The following is a 15,422-nucleotide window of genomic DNA, read 5'->3' as shown; positions in this document are numbered from 1 at the left end:
ACCATAGCGCGCGCAGAACTCCGTCCAGGCCGGGACCGGCCGGGCCTCACCGGCGGCGACCGCCGGGACCGTGACCGGCGGAAGGCCCGCCAGGGTCTGGCTGCCCGCCCCGCTCACCGTGGCCAGCAGGCCGGCGACCACCGCCACGGCCCGCGCGATTCCGATTCCGCTCCTGCGACCCGTGCACCGCATCCGACCCGCACCCGTTAAGCTTTCGTTAACGAGTTGGTCGCACGGCGCGGCCGCCGCCGCAATCGCGGAGTTAATAGACGGTTAACGTCCGTACACAGGCCGGCTCACACCCGCCGCAGGGCGAAGGCGGCGACCAGGGCGGCGCTGAGGAGCGTCGCCGCCACCGGCATCGCCGAGCCGTCGTGCCAGGAGGCGACCGCGAGGGTGAACAGGGCGCCGAACGCCATCTGCATGAAGCCGTAGAGGCTGGAGGCGGAGCCGGCGGCGTGGGGATCGACGTTCATCAGGCCCGCGACCGCGTTCGGCCCGAGGAGACCGATGCCGACGGCGTAGAGGACGAGCGGCGCGAGCAGCGTCACCACCGTGAGCTGCCCCGTGCGATCCACCACCAGGAGCGCCAGGGCGGCGGCGAGGCAGATGCCGTTGCCGACCTTGGCCGCGCGCCGGATCGGCACCCGGCCGGCCAGGCGCCCGGCGATGCCTGAGCCCAGCACCATCCCGGCCACGACGATCAGGCAATCGAGCCCGACCTCCTGCGTCGAGCGGCCGAGGCGGTCGACGAGGAGGAACGGCGCCACCGCCAGGAAGGCGTAGAGGCTGGTGCCGGCGCAGGCGCCGGCGACCACGTAGGCCCGGTAGGCCGGGGCCTGCATCAGGCGCAGATAGGCGCCCGCCACGGCGGCGACGCCCGGCAGGGCCATCGGTCGCCGGTTCGTCTCCGGCAGGGTCAGCACCACCAGCGCGCCGAGGCCCGCCACCACCGCGGCCAGGACCACGAACACCGCCCGCCAGCCGAGGGCCCCGTTGATGAGTCCGCCGATCGCCGGGGCGAGGGCGGGCGTCAGCGTCATCGCCATGGTCAGGATCGCGATCTTGCGGGCCGCGTCGGCCGCGGTCGAGACGTCCCGCACCATCGCCCGCCCGAGCACCAGCGCGCTGCACGCCCCGAGCGACTGCATCACCCGGGCAAGGATCAGCACCTCGATGCTGGGAGCGGGAATCGCGAGCAGCAGCCCCGCGAGGTAGAGCGACAATCCGGCGATCAGCACCGGGCGGCGGCCGAACCGGTCGGAGAGCGGGCCGTAGACCAGCTGGCCGCAGGCGAGGCCGACGAGGTAGAGCGTGATCGTCAGCTGGGCGGCGACCGGCGTGGTGCCGAGATCCGCCGCCGCCGCCGCGAGGGCCGGCACGAAGATGTGCAGGGCCACCGTTCCGGTCATGGTCACGGCCACGAGGAGGGGCAGCGACGCTTGGCCGGAACGTCTCTGGGACAGCGTCATCGGTCGCTCAGCTCATGATCCGGAGGGCGGGGATCCCTCCTCTCTAAGACGATGCCGGCCTCGAGAGGCATGCCGGTCGGGAATGGCTGGGCCTTGCCGCCGGCGGCACTTGCGCTCCGCGCCGGGCTTCGTCCGGCAATGCCCATGCCATGCATCAGATCTCGGTGACGACGCTCACCTTGTTTGTCCGCGAACAATCTGGAAAATTATCTTCTTTCCATGGTGCCAAGTCTGCGGGGGCGGGTGTCGCAGCGGCCCGTGACCGCGACCCGGGGCAGGAGGTGCCGATGACCGATGGCGTGTTCGATCCCAGCCGGCGCCTGGCCCCTCGTTCCGTCGACGCCGCTCCTGGAGGAAGTCTCTCGCTCCGCCGGCTGCGCGAGATCGAGGCCGTCCTCGGAAGCGCGATCGATCCGGCCCCGGCCGCCGATCCCGGGGCCGCGCCCGGTCTCGACGGGGGGCGGGCGCTGGAGCGGGACTCGATCGAACTCCTGCGTGCCTTCAACCAGATCGCGGATCCGGAGGCGCGCCGCGACGTGCTGCGCCTGGTCCTGGCGGCAGCGCGCGAGGCCGAGGCCTGAGGCACCGGCCCGAGGGGCCCGGTCGAGCGACAGCGTGCGACACCGGTGCGGCGCTGCCCGGCGCGAACCGAGCCCGCCGGAGGCGGTTGACCGGGCTCGACCGTCCGTCGGAGGCGGCGGCGAGCGGGACTGCCGGTGGCAATCCCACTCGGGTCCTTGGTTCTGCATCGGTCCCATCGAACCGGTAACCCCGATCGGTGACCCCTTCGGCCACCGGCCGCTCCGGAGCGCGGGACGGTGCCCAGGCGGGAGGAATTCGTCATGCGAGGCACGCTGATCGGGGCAACGATTCTGGTCCCGCTCCTCGCCACCGCGGCGGCGGCCACGTCCTGCGCGGAGCAGATCGCCACGATCGAGCGCCGCCTCGAGAGCCCCGGCGCCGCGGCGGTGACGGGCGAGGCACCGACCCGGACCGGCTCGCCGAGAGCCCTCGCCGCCCCGCCGGCGGGCCAGCCGAGCGATCCCGCGGTGAGACCGGATGCCCAGCGGATCGCCGAGGCGCGGGGCCTGATCGCTACGGCGCGCGAGCAGGACCGCGCCGGCAAGGCCGAGGCCTGCGCGGACACCATGACCCACGCCAAGGAGCTGATCGGTGCGCTGCCCTGACGGGCCGCCGCGCTTCAGAAGGTCTCGCGCAGGCGGCGCATCATGTGCACCCAGTCGCGCGGGCCCATGCCGGGCGCCGTCCCGAGCGGGTGCAGGCCCTCCTGGGCCAGGCGGCGGGCGTCCCGCGGGGACATCGCGAACCGGCTCCGGAACGAGCGGCTGAAATGCGTCTCGCTCGAGAAGCCGCTGCGATAGGCCACCTGCGCGATCGTGGTGCGCTCGCCATCGGGCCGGCTCAGCGCCGTGAAGGCCCGGTCGAGGCGGCGACCGGCGACGTAGGCCATGACGCCGCCCTCGAAGCCGAACAGCCGGTACAGGGTTGCCCGCGACACCCGGCAGGCCCCGGCGATGGTCGCCGGGCTCAGGGCCGGGTCGTCGAGGTGCCGGTCGATATAGGCGCAGATCCGGTCGTGCACGCTGGCGGAGGCGGCGGCGCGCACGAGCGGATCGGCCTCCCGCAGGTCGCTGCCGGAGAGCAGCAGGCAGAGCGCGTCGAGTGCGGTGCCCGCCTCCCGGGGCGTGAGGGCGGCGGCGTGCTCGGCCATGCTGCGCATGTGGCTCCCGGTCACCGCCGCCAGGGCGCTGCGCCGGCTGAGGGCCCGTCCGTGCAGGTCGTGCGACGCGGCGATCGGCAGCCGGTCCCGCGGCAGGATCAGCGTCAGGGCGGAGAAGTCCGTCGCCCGCGTGCGCAGGGTGCGATTGAGGTCGAGGACGTTGATGTCTCCGGCCTCCACCGCGACGGTGCTGTCGCCGCACAGGCCCTCGAAGCCGCCGCTGACGTAGTGCTGGACCACGACGTGGTCCCAGCCGGAGCTGCGGACGTCGCCCATGCTGCGCTCGAAGGACTGCGCCCGCGACGTCGCTGCCACCAGCAGCGCGTCGGCGACCGGGGCGGCCTGCACCTCGGCCCGGAACGCCGCCGCGGAGTCGGGCTCGAGGCTGACCCGGAAGAGCGGCTGCACCAAGTCGTGCCAGAGGGCGAATTGCTGCTCGGCCTCGAGCCCGCCGAGCCTGAAGTCGGTCGTCTCTTCGTCTGTCATGAGTCGGAGTTTGCTGGCTGGCGCGGAGCCCGCAGCACGTTCGGAAGGCCACGGCTGCTCCGGCGTCCTGGAGCGCCGGGCCCCGAGGTGTCGCCGGCATGGCAACCGAAGCGCGGCGCCACGACATGGTCCGCGCTCCGAATCGATGCTCGAACAGCTCCTCTACGTCAATGGATAAAAGGAATTATTTCTGGTCTTCCAGAGATCATGGATCTTTTTGCATATGCGAGATGTGTCCTCGCAGATGCGAGAGGAAATGATCCGTGTTGCGTGCCCGATCGAGCCGTGAGCGCCTGACGCGAGCGGCCGGCACCCGTCCGACGCCAGTGGCGGCATCGCGACGGCGACCGCCTGAGCCCTGCCTCCTGGAGGCCGGCGGCCATGCGGTCGCCCGCGAAGGCCGCGGCACCGGCGGTCGGGCCTGAGAGCGATCCGGCGACGGCGCATTGCAGGGTGCCGACCGCGATGTCGCGGGTGACGCGGCCGGAGGTCATGCCGCCGGCGGTGGCGCGCAACTCGAATTCCTCGAAGGGCGTCAGGGCGTAGTGGACACCGGCGTCGCTGCCGGTCCCGATCCGGGTCCGTCGATGTCGAGGGCGGGTAGCCTGTCGGGACCGACGGCCACCGGCCGGGCGATCGTCGGAGGAGTTGACCGGACGCACGATGCCGTCGCTGGCGAGGGCCGCGGTGATGTGTCCGGTCCCCGGACCGGCCCTGTCCGGATCGGGATGGCTCCGGGTCATTCCTGGAGCAGGCGTGGGCCGATCACGCGCGTCACCTCGGCGGCGTCGAGCGCGTCCGGCGGCAGAGGTCCGGCGCTCTTCGAGAGCAGCCGCACGTAGGCGTCCTCCCCCGGCCGCACCACCGTATTGACGAAGCCAGGGGTCATCGTGGTGACCCGGGTGTCGCCCCGCCAGGTGGTCTCGGCGCGGGCCGGGCCGCGATAGCTGTTCCGCTCGGTGGCGTCACGGGAATCCGTGATGATGAAGTGCGTGCGACCGTTGGCGAGGGTGATCTCCGCCGCCTTCATCATCACGAAGTCCTGCACCCGGCCCTTGCTGGTGAAGCCGTTGCCGCGGGCCTCGATGCGGTAGACGTCGGGGGTCACCGCCTCGGCCCGTACCCCGCCGGTCAGGCCGATGCCGTTGCTGTTGCTCTTGTAGGAGGTCTGGCAGGCGGCGGTGGTCAGCGCGGCGAGAAGCGCTGCGCCGGCCGCTGCGCGGCGCACGATCGTCGAGGGTGTCGGCGAGGTCATCGGGCGGTGTCCTTCTGGGTCTGTCAGCTCTGAGGCGCGGCGCGGCGGCGGCCGCGGGCGGCCGGGGCGGAGGTGAGCGGGACCATGTGGCCGATGACGGGGTTCGGCGTGTGGTCGTAGGCGGTGCCGTTATGGGCATCGATGCCGGCGCCGATCAGCCCGCCGGCGACGAGGTTGCCCGCCATGCTGGCGCCGCCCGAGCCGCTGAGCTTCGTCGTCACCGGCACCTGCACGTCGGCGTGGCCGGGCGGCGAGAAGGTGGAGACGAATTCCTGCTTGCGGGCCACCTCGAGGGTGCAGGGCGTGACCGGGCAGCCCGGCCCGAGGGAGGTGCGCATCGCGGCGCCCGGCGGTTCCGACAGGAAGGTGACCTGCTCGGTGGTGCCCCGGGTCACGGTCCCGCAGGCAGTCAGGGCGAGGAAGCTGAGGCAGGCGGCGATGAGGGGCATCAATGGGCTCGCGCAGATGACCGTCGGGCGGCCGCATCCACGTTCAGGAGGGAGACATCGTCGGGAGAATCCCCGGACCTGCCAGCAAGCTCGGCCGTGAGAGATCGACGCGGTTGTTTCCCAATGGCGTCCGGCTGTCCAGGGCGGCGACGCGGTTTGAGACGCACTGTCGTGAGAACCGAGACGGATGATCGGGTCGCGGACCTTGGTTCGACTATCACCGACGCGAGGCGCCTCGAGATCAGGCAGCCCGACTCCCGCTTATGTTCGATTAAGAACTGACGTCGGCACCTCGAGGCGGGGCCGACGGCAAGTCCATGCCTCCTTGTTCCTCGTATCCTCGGCCAGGGCGACTGGCTTTTGTCCGAACGCCGCTACGGAAGCGTCGGCGTTGCCACGCCGCGCGGGGGCCTGTGCGACATGTGGTGCCGCCGCTCACGTGCCGGCATTCCCTGAGACGCACCGGCCGATCCCGTGTCTGCCGGATTGAGACGCACGGGCACGTCTTTCGATACGCTCTGCATGGACGCGTCGCGCAGTCTTCCATCGCCCATGCTACGACCCGGTGGTTTCCTGCACATCGACAAGCAGTCTCGTCATGACCAAGTCAGGTTTCGAACGATCACCTCGAAGACGTTGGGCCGGCCGGCTCTCCGTTGCGGCGGGGCGCCACGCTTCCCTGGCCCTGGCGGTCGCGCTCACCTTGGCCATCGCGCTCGTGGTCGCGGCGCCGATGATGAAGGCGTCCTGAGGCGGTCGGCCCGGCGCCGGGTCAGGCCGCCGGCGGCCCGCCGAGCCTGATGCCGGCGCGGCGAAACAGCGTCAGCCACACCGAGTTCAGCTCGCTGCGGGTCGTGTCGCTCGCCGCGAGGTCGACCAGGAAGCAGCGCACCTCGTACTCGAGACCGTGCTCGCCGATCCGCATCAGCAGGGCGGTCGGGGCCGGGTTTTCTGCGACGTTGGGGTGGCGCTCCGCGACCTTGATCAGGATCTCGTGCAGCACCTCGATGTCGGTCTCCTTGTCGAGGATCAGGGGCACGCGCAGGCGCTGGGTGTCGTCCGTCAGGGTCTTGTTGCGGACGATCGAGGTGATGAGGTCGGTGTTCGGCACCACGAGGTCGGTGCGGTCACCGGTGGCGATCAGGGTGGAGCGCACGCTGATCTTCTTCACCCGGCCCTCCTCGCCCTTCACGGTGACGAGGTCGCCGACCCGGACCGGGCGCTCGGCCAGCACGATCAGCCCCGAGACGAAGTTCGACACGATGCTCTGCAGGCCGAAGCCGATGCCGACCGAGAGGGCGCCGGCGATCACCGTGAGGCTCTGCGGGTTCACGCCGAGCTGGCCGAGGGCCACGATCACGGTCAGGGCAAGGCCGCCGTAGCCCACCACCGTGATGACGGAGTAGCGCGCGCCGGCGTCGAGCCGGGTGTGGGGCAGGAAGCGCCGGTCGAGCCAGCCGGTGGCGAGCCGGGTCGCCAGCACGCCCGCCCCGAAGGTGAGGAGCGCGAGGCCGGCGGCGCCGAGCCAGCCGCGCAGATCGACGATCGTGGTGCCCAGGAAGGCGTCCTGGAACGGGTTCAGCTCGCCGTAGGCGAGGTTCCAGGGGCCGATGACCACGAACACCATCGCGCCGACCACGAGGGCGTGCAGCAGGCCCGAGGTCACGATCGAGGCTAGGGCCAGCGTCTCTGGCCGGATCGAGAAGGTACGGCAGAACCGCGCGAGCCGGGGCGAGCGGGCGACGTCCTCGGCACCGACCGAGAGCGCGTCGACGCAGATCAGCACGATCCACCCCAGCGCCACCAGGATCCCGGTGACGATGAGGCGCCCGATCAGGAAGCCGCCGAGCGCCGTGAGGCCGACGAGCACGCTGGCGCCGGCGGCCGCCGTCACCGCCCAGGCGAGGGGCGCCAGGGCGCCGAGGAAGCCGACGGGAGCCGCCGCGGGCATCGCGGCCGCCGCGTCCTCGCCCGGGGGCTCGCCGTGGGCGAGCCGCACGAGCGCGCCGGCGAGGAGGCCGCAGCAGGCGAGGACGGCGAGGATCGTCGCGGCCTCGCTGATCGCCACCTGGAAGCGCGCCATGACGGCGAACTCGGCGAAGACGAGGTTCAGCGCGTAGACCAGCAGCATCGCGGTGCCGGTGCGGTGGATGGTGCGGGCCGCCGCGTCGCCGACGGCGAGGAGGCGGACCGCCGGGTCGCGCGGGGCGACCATCGCCCGCAGGATGCCGGTGCCGAGGAGCACGCCGGCCGCTGCGGCCAGCACCCGCACCGCCAGGGAATCGACGCTGCCCGGCGCGAGGTCCATGTCCTCGTTGAGCAGGATCAGCAGGGCGATCGCCACCGGCACCGGCGCCACCGTGACGCCGAGGTCGATGACGGCATGGACCGCCGCCGCCCGGCGCGGGCCGATGCCGGCCCGCTCGCAGAAGCGGCGCCAGCGGCGCGTCAGGCGCCATCCCGCCGAGCGGCTGATCCCGTAGAGGATGAAGGCCAGGACCAGCATCACGGCGACGCCGAGGAGCTCCTCGTCGTCCAGGCCGTTCTCCGCTCCCCGCGCCCCGAGCTCCGCCAGCTTCTCGTCGACCTGCGGCAGGGCCCGGTCGAGGAGCTCGCCCCAGAAGGCGGGGGAGAGGGGGCTCAGGCCGGGGGCGAGGAGGCGCCGGGCGAACAGCGACCGGCGCATCTCGGTCACGCTCTTCCACAGCTCCTCGGCGGCGCGCAGGTTCTGCCCGTCCTGCCGCAGCCGGGTCTCGGCCTGGGCCAGCTCGGCCTCGGCCTGGCGCTTCTCGGCGCTGGCGGCCTCCGGGACGACGGCGCGCCCGATCTCGGCGAGCTGCCCCTGGAGCCGGGCGCGCGCCGCCTCGGAATCCTGCCGCAGGGCCTTGGCGTCGGCGATCAGGCCCTCGATCCGGTCGCGCACGCCGAGCAGGCCCTTGAAGTCGCCCTGCAGCCGAGCCGCCTCGGCCCGGGCGGCCGCGATGCCGGCGCTCAGGTCGGTCCGGCGGGACTCCTCCGTCTGGGCCGCGGCCGGGAGCGCCAAGGCGAGCACGAGGACGGCGAGCACGAGGGCGACGAGGCCGCGGATGAGGGCGGAACCGAGGAGGCGCATGGGAGGAGACAGCTCGAGGCGGCGCCCTGCACGAAGCGTGGCCTTGGGCTGCCTAGCACGACCGAGCGGATCGGCAAGTGATTCGGACCAGGCAAGCGGTTCGGATCGGCGGTCGCCTCGCCAAGTCGATCGATCGCGCGCCACAGTCGAGGGCGAGTGCTGGGCCGGCGCGGCGCAAGACCGCCGCAGTCCTGCGCGAGAGCCCGCCTCAGGCCGCCGCGGGCGGGCGCATCGCGATCCAGACCACGTGCGGGGTCCGCCCGGGGCGCTCCGCGCGGATGCGGTGCTCCGCGACCGAGAAGCCCGTGCGCTGCAGGCGGCCCTTGAACTTGCGGTCCGGGCAGCCGGACCAGACGCCAAGCAGGCCGCCCGGGCGGAGCGCCCAGCGCGCCCGCTTCAAGCCCCAGGCGTCGTAGAGCCGGTTGTTCGCCCGGCTGACCAGGCCCCGCGGGCCGTTGTCGACGTCGAGCAGGATGGCGTCCCATGCCCCGGGCCCGGACTGAATCTGGCGGTTGACGTCGGATTCGCGGATCTCGACCCGGGGATCGTCGAGGCAACCGCCGAAGACATGCGCGAGAGGCCCGCGGGCCCAGGCGACCACGGCCGGCACCAGCTCCGCCACCACGACCCGCGCCTCGGGTCCCAGGCCGGCCAGGGCCGCCCGCGGGGTGAAGCCCATGCCGAGCCCGCCGATCAGGATCCGAGGCGCGGGCCGCTCCCGCAGGGCCGCGCACGCGATGGTCGCCAGGGCCTGCTCCGAGCCGCTGCGATGGCTGCCCATCAGCTCCATCCCGTCGACCAGGATCAGGTACTCGTCGTCGCGTCGCACCAGGCGCAGGCAGCCGCCCCCGCCCGGAATCGGACCGGTGTCGAGCTCGGTCCAGGACGCCAGGGCCGCGCCATGCGCGAGGGAACGCCGCATCGGTCTTCACTCCTGCCGTGAGAGGTGAACCCGCCGGGATGCACGCCGTCACCTTCGCGCTGCGCGGGGTGCGCCTGTCCGTCCGGCTGTCCGAAGAAGGGAATGGTGCCGCAACAGGGATTCGAACCTCCGGCCCCTCGCCGCGGATCCTCGGCGCACAGGGTTCAGGAGATGTCGGTCAGCATCGGGACGGCCTCAGGATCTTCCTCAGGATCTTGCGGTTTCGAGGCCATGCGGCGCGTACCCGACAATTTTGGAATCGGGAAGGCGCGACAATACAGCCACCTGCTTTCCAGGTGCTTACCGGGACCGAGTTCCTGCCGTCCCGAGACGCCTACGCTGTGCTCGCGGGCCGGTCCGCGTCGGCGCGGGCCTGGGCCAGCGCTTCGGTGACGAAGCGGCCGGCCTCGGCGAGGCGGGCAGGATCGACCCCGGTCGCGATGCCGAGGCGTGCGAGGTCGGCCACCACGCCTTCGGTCGCGACGTTGCCGGTGGCGCCCGCCGCGTAGGGGCAGCCGCCGAGGCCCGCGACGGCGGCATCGACCACGCTCACCCCGAGGTCGAGGCAGGCCCGGATGTTGGCGAGCGCGAGGCCCCGGGTGTCGTGGAAGTGCAGGGCGAGCCGCTCCGGCGGCACGAGCGCCGCCACCGTCTCGACGCAGGCCCGCGCCTGGTCCGGTGCGCCGGCCCCGATCGTGTCGCCGAGCGAGACCTCGCGGCAGCCGATCTCGACGAGCCGGCGGGCCACCGACGCCACGGCCTGCGGCGCCACCGCCCCCTCGTAGGGACAGCCGAGGACGCAGGAGACGTAGCCCCGCAAGCCGATCCCGGCGGCGCGGGCGGCCGCCGCGACCGGAGCGAAGCGCGCGAGGCTCTCGGCGATCGAGCAGTTGATGTTGGCCTGCGAGAACGCCTCGGAGGCGGAGGCGAAGATCGCGACCTCGCCCGCGCCGGCGGCCCGCGCCGCCTCGAACCCCTTCAGGTTCGGCACCAGCACGGTGTAGCGGCCCGCCGGGTTCGGCGGCAGCCGGGCCATCACCGCGGCGGTGTCGGCCATCTGCGGCACCCAACGCGCCGAGACGAAGCTACCGCCCTCGATCGACGTCAGGCCCGCAGCGAGAAGGCGCTCGATCAGGCCGACCTTGACCGCGGTCGGCACGAGGACGGGCTCGTTCTGCAGCCCGTCGCGCGGGCCGACCTCGACGATCCGCACGCGAGAGGGGAGGGTCACGGCGCCTTCACCAGCGGGCAGCGCCCCTCGGCGAGGGGCCGGAACGCCTCGGCGGCGGGAATCGTCTGCACGAGCTTGTAGTAGTCGAACGGGCCCTTCGACTCGGCCGGGGTCTTCACCTGGAACAGGTACATCGGGTGGATGTGACGGCCGTCCTGGCGCACCGTACCTTCGCCGAACAGCGGGTCGTTGGTCGGCTCCGTCTTCATCCGGGCGACGACGGTGCGCCCGTCCGTGCTGCCGGACGCGGCCGCGGCGCGCAGGTAGGCCAGGGCACCTGCGTAGACGCCGGCCTGGTTGGCGGTCGGCCGGCGGCCCTTCATCTGCTGGGCGAAGCGGTCGGCGAAGGCGCGTGTCCCCGGGTTGGCGTCCCAGTAGAACCCTTCCGTGAGGTAGAGCCCCTGCGCGTCCTTGAGGCCGATCGCGTGCACGTCGGAGAGCTGCATCAGCAGCGCCGCGAGGTCCTGGCCGCCGCTGGTGATGCCGAACTCGGCGGCCTGCTTGACCGAGTTGACCGTGTCGCCGACCGCGTTGGCGAGTGCAATCACCTGCGCCCGGCTGGCCTGCGCCTGGAGCAGGAACGAGGAGAAGTCCGCCGCCGCGGTCGGGTGGCGCACGCCGCCGACCACCGTGCCGCCCTCCTGCCTGACCACGCTCGCCGCATCCGCCTCGAGGGCGTGGCCGAAGGCGTAGTCGGCGGTGAGGAAGAACCATTTGGTCTTGCCGGCGCGCACCAGCGCCAGGGCGGTGCCATGGGCGAGCGCCCAGGTGTCGTAGGTCCAGTGCACGGTGTTGGCCGAGCATTTCGGGCCGGTCAGGTCCGAGGTGCCGGGGCCCGAGGCGATGAAAGCTGCCTTCGAATCCCGCACCACCTCCTGCACGGCGAGCGCCACCGAGGAGAACGGCACGTCGAGGATGGCATCGACCTGTCCCTCGGCGATCCAGCGCCGGGCGGTGGCCGAGCCGATGTCGGGCTTGTTCTGGTGATCGGACTGGATCACCTCGACCTTGATCTTGGGCTGCTCCTTGCGAAAGTCCTCCACCGCGAGGCGGGCCGCGACCACCGAGCCTTCGCCGGTGGAATCGGCGGCAAAGCCGCTGAGGTCGGTGAGCACCCCGAGCTTGACCGTCGTCACCTCGGCGCGGGCGGCGCCGGCCGCGACCAGCAGGGCAGCGCCGGCGAGCAGGCGGGCGGCGAGGCGCGCGGTTCGGGTGCAGGTAGTCTTGAGCATGGTTCTCCTCCCGTTTCGTTGTTGTTCAGCCGCCGGATCGGCGACCATTCGAAGTCCTCGACGAGGTTGCCACCCTCCATCGTCATTCCGGGGCCGCGCAGCGGAGCCCGGAATCCAGATACTCAAGTCATGAAGAACGAAGCGAAACGCGGCCGGCTTCGCTGAAGAACCAACTGCGGCCCTGGGCGTGCCTTTCGCACCCCGGGCTCTCACCTGCAGCGAGTCCCGGAATGACTCTGTGAAGCGGGACCGTGAGTGAGACTATTCAGGTTTGTCAGCGGAAGGCCGCGACCCCCGGCGGATCTCCGCCAGAACCTCCTGCGCCACGTCGAGCCGCACCCGATGGCCCTCGACCAGCACGCGGGCGACCGCCTCGATCTCCTCGCCGACCGCGCCGGCCATCATGGCGATGTTCTGGGCATGGAGCGCCATGTGGCCCTTCTGGATGCCTGTGGTGGCCAGTGCCTTGAGGGCGGAAAAATTCTGCGCCAGCCCGACCGCCGCGATGATCCGCGCCAGGCGCTCGGCCGTCGTCGCGCCGAGGATCTTCAGGCAGGCCTGCGCGGTCGGGTGGAGTTTGGTCGCCCCGCCGACGAGGCCGACCGCCAGCGGCAGCTCGATCGAGGCGCTGAGGTCGCCGGACGCCGTGACCTCGTAGCGGGTGAGGCTGGTGTAGCGGCCCGAGCGCGCCGCGTAGGCGTGCGCCCCTGCCTCGATCGCCCGGGTGTCGTTGCCGGTGGCGAGCACGACCGCGTCGATCCCGTTCATGATCCCCTTGTTGTGGGTCGCGGCGCGATAGGGATCGGCCTCGGCGAGGTGGTAGGCGCTGACGATGCCGTCGCGCACCTCCGGCCCGCCGATCGCGTCCGTGCGCCAGATCGCGTGGGCGCGGGCGAGCCGCCGGTCGGCGAGGTTCGAGAGGATGCGCAGGTAGACGCGCCCGCCGCTCCAGCCGGCGATGTGGGGCGCCACCGCCTCCGCCATGGTGTTGACGGCGTTCGCTCCCATCGCGTCGCGGGTGTCGACGATCAGGTGGGTCACCACCATCGGGCCGCTCAAGCTGTCGAGCACCCGCACCTCGACGTCGCGCAGGCCGCCGCCGAGGCGCACGAGCACCGGGTCGCAGGCGTCGCAGAGCGCGCGGAGCGCCTCGCGCTGCTCGAGGATGCGCAGGCGCGCCGCGTGAGGATCGCTGACCCCGACCGCCTGCACCTGGGCGATCATCAGGTTGCCGGAGACCGAGGTGGTGAAGCCGTCCTCGTAGACCTGGCGCGCCGCGTTGCAGACCGCGGCCACCACCGAGGATTCCTCGGTCGCCATCGGGATCAGCACGTCCTCGCCGTCGATCCGCATGTTGGTGGCGATGCCGAGCGGAATGGTCATCGTGCCGACGACGTTCTCGATCAGCCGGTCGGCGAGGTCGGGGGCGAGGTTGCCGAACTCGGCGAGGTGCGCGACCTCGGAGTCGGAGAGATCCGCGAAGGCGGCGACGAGGTCGAGGCGCTCGCGCGGGCTCTTCTTGTGGAAGCCGGCGATGCGCGAGGTGCGGTTCGCCAGGGGTGTGCTCTGCATGGGGTGTCTCGCCGATCAGCGCCGCGATCGGGCGGTCCGCTCGCGCCGGACGAGGGCGCCACCCTGGGCGCCGACCGCTTGGACGCCGACCGCTTGGGCGTCGGCCCCTCGGGCGGTGGCCGGGGCGTCGCTCTCCCTCGTCCGGGCCCGTTAGAACCTGCCCGTTGCCCGCACCGTACCCATCCGTGCCCTGCCCACAAGGAACGCTTTGCACCTTATCCGGAGTGACCGTACCCTCGCCCGGATGGATACGATCGTGCCGGCCGAGCCCCGAACCCGGGTCGAGCAGGTGGTCGCCGGGCTGACGGAGCGGATCGACCGCGGGCTCCTGCGCACCGGCGAGCGCCTGCCCTCGATCCGGGCGGCGGCCTCCGCCTTCGCGGTGTCGAAGAACACCGTCGTCAACGCCTACGAGCGCCTCGTCGCCTCAGGGAGGGTCGAGAGCCGGCCGGGCTCGGGCTTCTACGTCTCGGGACGCCGCCCGGCTCCGGCCGCGACCCCGGGACCGGTCCCGCTCCAGGCAGTGGACAGCGTCTGGCTGCTGCGCGAGCAGCTGAACCGGCACTACGACGTGCGCGTCGGCGACGGACGCCCGCCGCCGGCCTGGATGGAAAGCTCGGAGGTCGGCCGCCCCTTGCGGCCTTCGCTCGCCGCGGCGAGCGAGAGCTACGGCAGCCCGGACGGCTACCTGCCGCTGCGCCGGAGCCTCGCGCTGCTGCTTGCCGAGCGGTCGATCCACACCGAACCGGGCGGGGTGCTGCTGACGGCGGGCGCCAACCACGCCCTCGACCTGATCATCCGCCAGTTCGTGGCGCCCGGCGAGCCGGTGCTGGTCGATTCGCCCGGCTACTACCCGCTGTTCGGCAAGCTGCGGCTCGCCAAGGCCCGGATGGTCGGGGTGCGGCGCAATCCCGATGGGCCGGACGTCGCCCACCTGGAGGCGATGGCCCGCTCCAGCGGCGCGCGGCTGTTCTTCACCCACTCGCTCGCCCACAACCCGACCGGGTGCTCGCTCACCTTGCCGGTCGCCCACCGGCTGCTCCAGCGCGCCGGCATGCTCGATCTCAGGATCGTCGAGAGCGACCCTTTCGCCGACGTGCTGCCCGCCGCGCAGCCACGGCTCGCCGCCCTCGACCAGCTCGAGCGGGTGATCTACGTCGGCACCTTCGCCAAGACCCTCTCGGCCAGCCTGCGCTGCGGCTACGTCGCGGCACGGCCCGATGTCACGGAAGCCCTGCGCGACCTCAAGATGGTGACGAGCGTCAACAGCTCGGGGTTCGTCGAGCGGATCGTTCACGACCTGATCGAGAGCGGACGCTATCGCCGCCACCTGCGCCGCCTCGGCGGCCGGATCGAGGCGGCGGCGCTCCAGGGCCGGGCAATCCTCCACGGCCTCGGCCTTCCGGTCTTCGGCGAGCCGCGGGGCGGCTACTATCTCTGGTGCGGCCTGCCGGACGCCTGCGACCTCGACGCCCTGTCGCGCCGCGCCGCGTCGCGCAGCATCCTGATCGCGCCGGGCGGCCTGTTCCTGCCCGAGGGGGCCGGCGGCCCTCCGATGATGCGGGTCAACGTTGCCCATCTGGGCGATCCGCGCTTCGCGCGGTTCATGCGCGAAGAGGTCGGCGGCACGTAGTTCGCGCCACGGTGCGGATGTCGCGCCGCGCCGACGTGCTCACGCAAGAGAGCATAAATTTATCCACAGGATTAAATGGATATCATTCCGCATAGAGTGATGGCGGTCGAGGTGATGCCGTACATATCTGTCGCCAGTTTCTGCGCCGGATGTGAGGACGCATATCTCTTCATGTGACTAATCGTCGATCGATAATGGCTGTGTGTGGTCCGCCATTCTGCGTCCCAGCGAGAGTCGCATAGGCATCTGGCGCGGCCGCAGGCTAGCACGCGATCACGAGGCGAGCGCATCCTTTGCGCCCGCCTTCTTCATCCTTC

Annotated in this window: 14 protein-coding genes; 5 read left to right on the top strand and 9 right to left on the bottom strand. The window is 72.0% G+C overall.

The annotated features are described in order from the left end of the window. Positions 1 to 296 precede the first annotated feature (296 nt). Positions 297 to 1,472: a multidrug effflux MFS transporter gene (locus tag VQ02_RS08405; RefSeq protein WP_157080554.1), complete on the bottom strand. Its 1,176-nt coding sequence runs from the start codon at positions 1,470 to 1,472 to the stop codon at positions 297 to 299. Positions 1,473 to 1,759: 287 nt separating this feature from the next. Here VQ02_RS08405 and VQ02_RS08400 point away from each other — a divergent pair, with 287 nt between their 5' ends. Together VQ02_RS08400 and VQ02_RS08395 are read left to right on the top strand one after the other, a co-directional pair. Continuing rightward, positions 1,760 to 2,053, top strand: coding sequence for a hypothetical protein (locus VQ02_RS08400; protein ID WP_048443726.1), 294 nt, complete (start codon positions 1,760 to 1,762; stop codon positions 2,051 to 2,053). Between the two features lie 261 nt (positions 2,054 to 2,314). Further along, a complete protein-coding gene (locus tag VQ02_RS08395) occupies positions 2,315 to 2,659 on the top strand; it encodes a hypothetical protein (protein WP_048443725.1) in 345 nt (114 codons plus the stop codon). Positions 2,660 to 2,673: 14 nt separating this feature from the next. Here the strand turns inward: VQ02_RS08395 and VQ02_RS08390 are convergent, their stop codons facing one another. Further along, positions 2,674 to 3,699 (bottom strand): helix-turn-helix domain-containing protein, encoded by a 1,026-nt coding sequence (locus VQ02_RS08390; RefSeq protein WP_048443724.1) that lies wholly within the window; start codon positions 3,697 to 3,699, stop codon positions 2,674 to 2,676. 381 nt (positions 3,700 to 4,080) lie between these two features. Between VQ02_RS08390 and VQ02_RS36840 the strand changes: the two genes are divergently transcribed. Continuing rightward, positions 4,081 to 4,245 (top strand): hypothetical protein, encoded by a 165-nt coding sequence (locus VQ02_RS36840; RefSeq protein ID WP_157080553.1) that lies wholly within the window; start codon positions 4,081 to 4,083, stop codon positions 4,243 to 4,245. Positions 4,246 to 4,438: 193 nt separating this feature from the next. On the opposite strand, the gene VQ02_RS34660 is transcribed toward VQ02_RS36840, so the two are convergent. Together VQ02_RS34660 and VQ02_RS08380 are read right to left on the bottom strand one after the other, a co-directional pair. After that, positions 4,439 to 4,954: a CC0125/CC1285 family lipoprotein gene (locus tag VQ02_RS34660; RefSeq protein ID WP_053080284.1), complete on the bottom strand. Its 516-nt coding sequence runs from the start codon at positions 4,952 to 4,954 to the stop codon at positions 4,439 to 4,441. Positions 4,955 to 4,977: 23 nt separating this feature from the next. Further along, a complete protein-coding gene (locus VQ02_RS08380; protein ID WP_048443723.1) occupies positions 4,978 to 5,403 on the bottom strand; it encodes a hypothetical protein in 426 nt (141 codons plus the stop codon). 598 nt (positions 5,404 to 6,001) lie between these two features. On the opposite strand from VQ02_RS08380, the gene VQ02_RS36835 reads away from it, so the two are divergent. Then, positions 6,002 to 6,154 (top strand): hypothetical protein, encoded by a 153-nt coding sequence (locus VQ02_RS36835; RefSeq protein ID WP_157080552.1) that lies wholly within the window; start codon positions 6,002 to 6,004, stop codon positions 6,152 to 6,154. A 21-nt stretch (positions 6,155 to 6,175) separates the two neighbouring features. Here VQ02_RS36835 and VQ02_RS08375 read toward each other — a convergent pair whose 3' ends face one another. The 5 genes from VQ02_RS08375 to VQ02_RS08355 all read right to left on the bottom strand — a co-directional run bounded on the left by VQ02_RS08375 (position 6,176) and on the right by VQ02_RS08355 (position 13,472). Beyond that, positions 6,176 to 8,515, bottom strand: a complete 2,340-nt coding sequence (locus VQ02_RS08375) for a DUF3772 domain-containing protein (protein ID WP_048443722.1) — start codon at positions 8,513 to 8,515, stop codon at positions 6,176 to 6,178. A 208-nt stretch (positions 8,516 to 8,723) separates the two neighbouring features. After that, complete coding sequence (locus VQ02_RS08370) at positions 8,724 to 9,407, bottom strand: spermidine synthase (protein WP_425339885.1); 684 nt, start codon at positions 9,405 to 9,407, stop codon at positions 8,724 to 8,726. Positions 9,408 to 9,771: 364 nt separating this feature from the next. Beyond that, positions 9,772 to 10,668, bottom strand: a complete 897-nt coding sequence (locus VQ02_RS08365; RefSeq protein WP_048443720.1) for a hydroxymethylglutaryl-CoA lyase — start codon at positions 10,666 to 10,668, stop codon at positions 9,772 to 9,774. Then, entirely contained in the window at positions 10,665 to 11,900 is a 1,236-nt protein-coding gene (locus VQ02_RS08360) for an ABC transporter substrate-binding protein (RefSeq protein WP_048443719.1), read from the bottom strand. Before VQ02_RS08360 ends, VQ02_RS08365 begins: the two co-directional genes overlap by 4 nt. A 261-nt stretch (positions 11,901 to 12,161) precedes the next feature. Next, positions 12,162 to 13,472 (bottom strand): hydroxymethylglutaryl-CoA reductase, degradative, encoded by a 1,311-nt coding sequence (locus VQ02_RS08355; RefSeq protein ID WP_048443718.1) that lies wholly within the window; start codon positions 13,470 to 13,472, stop codon positions 12,162 to 12,164. Positions 13,473 to 13,728: 256 nt separating this feature from the next. Here VQ02_RS08355 and VQ02_RS08350 point away from each other — a divergent pair, with 256 nt between their 5' ends. Further along, on the top strand, positions 13,729 to 15,105 hold the full coding sequence (locus tag VQ02_RS08350; protein WP_245239662.1) for an aminotransferase-like domain-containing protein: 1,377 nt from the start codon (positions 13,729 to 13,731) through the stop codon (positions 15,103 to 15,105). The last annotated feature ends 317 nt before the right edge of the window (positions 15,106 to 15,422 follow it).

It is taken from the genome of Methylobacterium variabile (assembly GCF_001043975.1).
In the GTDB taxonomy this organism is placed as follows: domain Bacteria; phylum Pseudomonadota; class Alphaproteobacteria; order Rhizobiales; family Beijerinckiaceae; genus Methylobacterium; species Methylobacterium variabile.
The sequence above is the reverse complement of the archived record's forward strand: the minus strand, read 5'-3'. Positions and strand labels throughout refer to the sequence as shown.